This window comes from Mesorhizobium sp. M7A.F.Ca.CA.001.10.2.1, from assembly GCF_003998575.1.
Classification (GTDB): domain Bacteria; phylum Pseudomonadota; class Alphaproteobacteria; order Rhizobiales; family Rhizobiaceae; genus Mesorhizobium.
In genome coordinates, this window is the sequence record NZ_RZQY01000501.1 from 1 (window position 1) to 4,489 (window position 4,489).

A 4,489-nucleotide genomic window follows, 5' to 3' on the forward strand; every position below is an offset into this window, starting at 1 on the left:
GTGGTGAAAGGCGAAGGACGGCCGGTGGGCATTATCACGATCGAGGAATTGCCGGCGCGGCTGACCGGCGGCAAGACGCTGGCGGGACTTGACCTCGGCGACAAGACGATCGGCGTCGCGGTCTCGGACCAGAGATTTTCCTTCGCCCATCCGCGCCCGGTCATCATGCGAAGGAAATTCTCGCTCGATGCGGCGGTGCTGCTCGCCTTGCTGCGGAAGGAGAATGCCGGCGCGGTGGTGATTGGGCTGCCGATCAATATGGACGGTTCGGAAGGTCCGCGTGCGCAGAAATCGCGCGCCTTCGTTCGCAACATGGCCCAGATGAGCGACCTGCCCTTCGTGCTCTGGGATGAAAGACTATCGACGGTCGCGGCCGAAAGGACGCTGATCGAGATGGATTTCTCGCGCCGCAAGCGCGCCGGCAAGATCGATTCGGCGGCAGCCGCGTTTATTCTGCAGGGAGTTTTGGACCGGCTTCAGTCGCTCCACGCATCCGCTCGAACGGAACCGGACCCGCCCAGCGCTGTTTGACCCAGCCGGCGATTTCGCGGCGACGGCGGAAAGCCCAAAGCGCCATCAGCAGCAACCCGTCGAAGACGCACGTCTTCGCCACCATGCCGGGAATGATCGCCGGATCGATGCCGAGCATCTGACCATAGAGCTGGAAGAAGAAGTCGTGCATCTGTCGGCTGAGCATCGTGTAGCCGAAATTGATGTCATTGGCCGACAGATAGAACCAGCCCCAGAAAATCGCCATCGGCGCCGCCCAGAACCCAAAGATGTAACGCATCAGCGGCCTCCCCTGTGATTGGAGCCGGTCTTGGAGACCGTTCGGCCTGATATGAGTGAGAGCAGCGAATTGTGAGCCGCGGCTTTTGCCATGTCATGCGCGACGGCATGGATCTCGCTTTCGCCGGAAGCCGCTGCCGCAACCACGGACCGCCGCTCGGCAAGCATGGCGACGTAGGACGCCAGAAGTGCCGTCAGCTGCACGGCAACTGCCATGAACAGCCCGTTGATGCCTTGCGCGGCACCTCCGATGACGATCAGCGACAACATGCCGGACGCGCTGATGAAGGCGATGCGGGCGACGCTGTCGGCGCCGGGACTGGTCGCGTCGTTGACCAGGGCTTCGACAAAGGCCCAGAAAAACAGAACCGCGACGACAAGCAATGCGGTGGCGAGCGGCGCCACGACAACGAAATTGTCGAGGTCGACGAAGCGGGTACCCTCGATTGTGGTGCCCAGCACGCCGAGTGCCGCCGCCACACCCCGGTTTCCGTCGATGCAGATGAGCGCAAGCAGGGCGAAAACAATCGCCCAGTGCAAGGCCAGAAAAGAGGTCAGTACCTGTCGCATCGGTGTTCCTGCTTCGCAAAGCAAGAGACGGCCAATCTGAACCATTCCCTGCTCGCGCCGGGACAGTGGGCCTTGCCGTCCGCCATCGCAACGGAAACCATTTGTTAAGGTTAACGGTGATCAGCCATACGCGTGAGGATGCCCGCCAACGCGTCAAAACTGTGGATGGCGCCGGTTTTTGCGATGCTCGCCGCTCAGTTCACCGGCGGATAGAGCGTGTCGATGATCATGCGTGCATCGTGGCGCGAATCGATCATGCCATAGGTGTTGCGCCATTGGCCGGCCAAACGCGTCTCGACGAAAGCGTCGGCGATCCGCCCTGCCCCCAGGCGGCGCAATTCCGCCGCCGCAGCCGACAGTGCCAACTGCTCGGTCAGCAGCCGGGCCGAACCTTCGTCGGTTGAGGCAACCTGCATCGCCGCCTTCAGAACGCCGATCGTGCCGCGTCCGCCGGCGCCGAGATCACGGTCGATGCCGGCCAGCACATCCTCGAACAGGCCGGGCGCACGGCCGAGCACGCGCAGCACATCAAGCGCCATGACATTGCCCGAGCCTTCCCAGATCGCATTGACCGGGGCCTCGCGATAGTAGCGGGCGAGTGGCGCCTCCTCGACGTAGCCGTTGCCGCCTAGGCACTCCATCGCCTCATAGAGCAGCGGGGGCGCGATCTTGCAGACCCAGTATTTGACGACCGGCGTCATGGCCCGGGCAAACGCCGCCTCGCCGCGATCGCTGGCCGCCTCGTCGAAGGAGCGCGCTAACCGGAACGACAGCGCGGTGGCGGCGGCGACGTCGAGCGCCATGTCGGCCAGAACGCGCTGCATCAACGGCTGCTCGATCAGGGTCGAACCGAACACCTGGCGATGGCGGGCGTGGTGAACGGCCTCGGCGAGGCCCGCGCGCATGATCGCCGACGAGGCGATGGCACAATCGAGCCGGGTCAGGGTGACCATGTCCATGATCGTCTTCACACCGGCACCGGGTTCGCCGACCATCTCGCCGATGGCATTGACGAATTCGACTTCGGAGGAGGCGTTGGAACGGTTGCCGAGCTTGTCCTTCAGTCGCTGAAAGCGGAAGCCGTTGCCCGAACCATCACCGAGAACGCGCGGCACGAGGAAGCACGACAGCCCCTCCGGCGCCTGCGCCAGCACCAGGAACGCATCCGACATCGGCGCCGACATGAACCATTTGTGCCCCGTCAGACGATAAAAACCGCTGCCGGCGCGTTCCGCCCTCGTCACATTGGCGCGCACATCGGTGCCGCCCTGCTTCTCGGTCATGCCCATGCCGAGCGTCAGCCCGGTCTTCTCGACCGGCGGTTTCTGGCTCTGGTCGTATTTGCGCGTCGTCACGCGCGGCGCCCATTCGCGAAACAGTTTTGGGCTGGCCATCAAGGCCGCCAGCGAAGCGTTGGTCATGGTGATGGGGCACAGATGCCCGGTCTCGAGCTCCGCCGTCAGATAAAACCGGGCGGCACGGACTTGATGGCGGCGGCCGATCTCGGTGTCGCCGTTCTCCCACACCGAGGAATGCAGCCCGTTGGCCACAGCGCGGCGCATCAAGGCGTGATAGGCGGGATGGAACTCGACCACGTCGATGCGCCGTCCCTGGCGATCATGCGTCCTGAGCTTCGGCGTCTCGACATTGGCGAGGCGCGCCAGTTCCTGCGCCTCCTGCGTCAGCACGAAGCGGCCGAGACCGTCGAGATCTTTGCGCACCGGATCGGAAAAACGCTCCGCGAGCTGGATCAGCAACGGATCGCCCCGCCAGGCGTTGCCGCCCGTCAGCGGCGGCGGCTGGTTCGTCACGTCGTCGGTCACGCCCAATCCTTCTATCGTCAGAAAGCCACGAATCCGAGGCTGTCGGCTAGATATAGCCAAGCCATGCAGCGCGCGCGATGAAAATACCGGCCGATACAATCGGCCATCTATACGAAAAAATTGAGGAGAACGGCTGCAATGCAAAGCTGGCGCTTGCAGCCGCAAAGTCTCCACCCTATAGCAGCGCCTTGAGATGACCGACGCTTCGTCCCCCTATCCTCATCGCCATCTTCTGGGCATCCGCGACCTTTCCCCCGCCGATATCGAGCTGTTGCTCGACAGGGCGGACCGAGCGGTCGCGATCTCGCGGCAGTCCGAGAAGAAAACCTCGACGCTGCGCGGCCGCACACAGATCAACCTCTTTTATGAAGCCTCGACGCGCACGCAGTCGTCGTTCGAGTTGGCCGGAAAGCGGCTCGGCGCCGATGTGATGAACATGTCGGTGGCAAGCTCTTCGGTGAAGAAGGGCGAAACGCTCATCGATACGGCGATGACGCTGAATGCGATGCGGCCCGACATATTGATCATCCGTCACCAATCGGCCGGTGCGGCCGCGCTTCTGGCGCAGAAGGTCGGCTGCTCCGTCGTCAATGCCGGCGACGGCGCGCATGAACACCCGACACAGGCGCTGCTCGATGCGCTGACCATTCGTCGCGCCAAGGGCCCGCTGTCGAAGCTCATCGTGGCAATCTGCGGCGACATCCTGCATTCGCGCGTGGCACGTTCCAACATCATGCTGCTCAACGCGCTCGGCGCGCAGGTGCGCGTCGTCGCACCGTCGACGCTTCTGCCCACCGGCATCGAGAAGATGGGCGTCATCGTCACCCGCTCGATGGCCGAGGGCCTCAAGGACGCCGATGTGGTGATGATGCTGCGCCTGCAGCGCGAGCGCATGGAAGGCGCGTTCGTGCCTTCGGTGCGCGAGTATTTCCGCTATTTCGGCCTCGATGCGGAAAAACTGAAGGCGGCCAAGGGCGATGCGCTGGTGATGCACCCCGGGCCGATGAACCGCGGCGTCGAGATCGCCTCGGAAATCGCCGACGGTCCGCAGAGCGTCATCCAGGAACAGGTCGAAATGGGCGTCGCCGTGCGCATGGCCGTCATGGAAGCGCTGCTTGACCCGCGCCGCAATCAAGAGGGCGGCGGCGCATGAGCATAACGGTCTTTGAGCGGGCCCGCGTTGTCGATCCCTCGCGCGCCATCGACGAAGTCGGCGCCGTCATAGTCGATGGCAAGAAAATCCTTGTCGCCGGCAAGGCAGCGCTGAACCAGGGCGCGCCCGAGGGCGCCACCGTTGTCGACTGCGC

5 protein-coding genes and 1 pseudogene are annotated in these 4,489 nt (G+C 63.8%); 3 read left to right on the forward strand and 3 right to left on the reverse strand.

Annotated elements, in window-relative coordinates; all coding sequences use genetic code 11:
- Positions 1-24 precede the first annotated feature (24 nt).
- Positions 25-531, forward strand: a complete 507-nt coding sequence (gene ruvX / locus EN964_RS25785) for a Holliday junction resolvase RuvX (RefSeq protein WP_023812961.1) — start codon at positions 25-27, stop codon at positions 529-531.
- Here the strand turns inward: ruvX and EN964_RS25790 are convergent.
- From EN964_RS25790 to EN964_RS25800, 3 genes are all read right to left on the reverse strand, one after another.
- Positions 449-790, reverse strand: a complete 342-nt coding sequence (locus EN964_RS25790; RefSeq protein WP_127272493.1) for a DUF6105 family protein — start codon at positions 788-790, stop codon at positions 449-451. The two genes, ruvX and EN964_RS25790, sit on opposite strands and share 83 nt — an antisense overlap.
- Complete coding sequence (locus tag EN964_RS25795; protein ID WP_127269521.1) at positions 790-1,359, reverse strand: hypothetical protein; 570 nt, start codon at positions 1,357-1,359, stop codon at positions 790-792. The genes EN964_RS25790 and EN964_RS25795 overlap by 1 nt, the downstream gene beginning before the upstream one ends.
- Before the next feature lie 194 nt (positions 1,360-1,553).
- Positions 1,554-3,182 carry a DNA alkylation response protein gene (locus EN964_RS25800; RefSeq protein WP_127269520.1) on the reverse strand — a complete coding sequence of 543 codons (1,629 nt, stop codon included), beginning with the start codon at positions 3,180-3,182 and terminating at the stop codon, positions 1,554-1,556.
- A 193-nt stretch (positions 3,183-3,375) separates the two neighbouring features.
- Between EN964_RS25800 and EN964_RS25805 the strand changes: the two genes are divergently transcribed.
- Both EN964_RS25805 and EN964_RS38800 read left to right on the forward strand, forming a co-directional pair.
- A complete protein-coding gene (locus tag EN964_RS25805) occupies positions 3,376-4,335 on the forward strand; it encodes an aspartate carbamoyltransferase catalytic subunit (protein ID WP_127269519.1) in 960 nt (319 codons plus the stop codon).
- Positions 4,332-4,489: pseudogene (locus EN964_RS38800) on the forward strand (dihydroorotase); the annotation flags it as partial. The gene EN964_RS25805 and the pseudogene EN964_RS38800, both read left to right, overlap by 4 nt.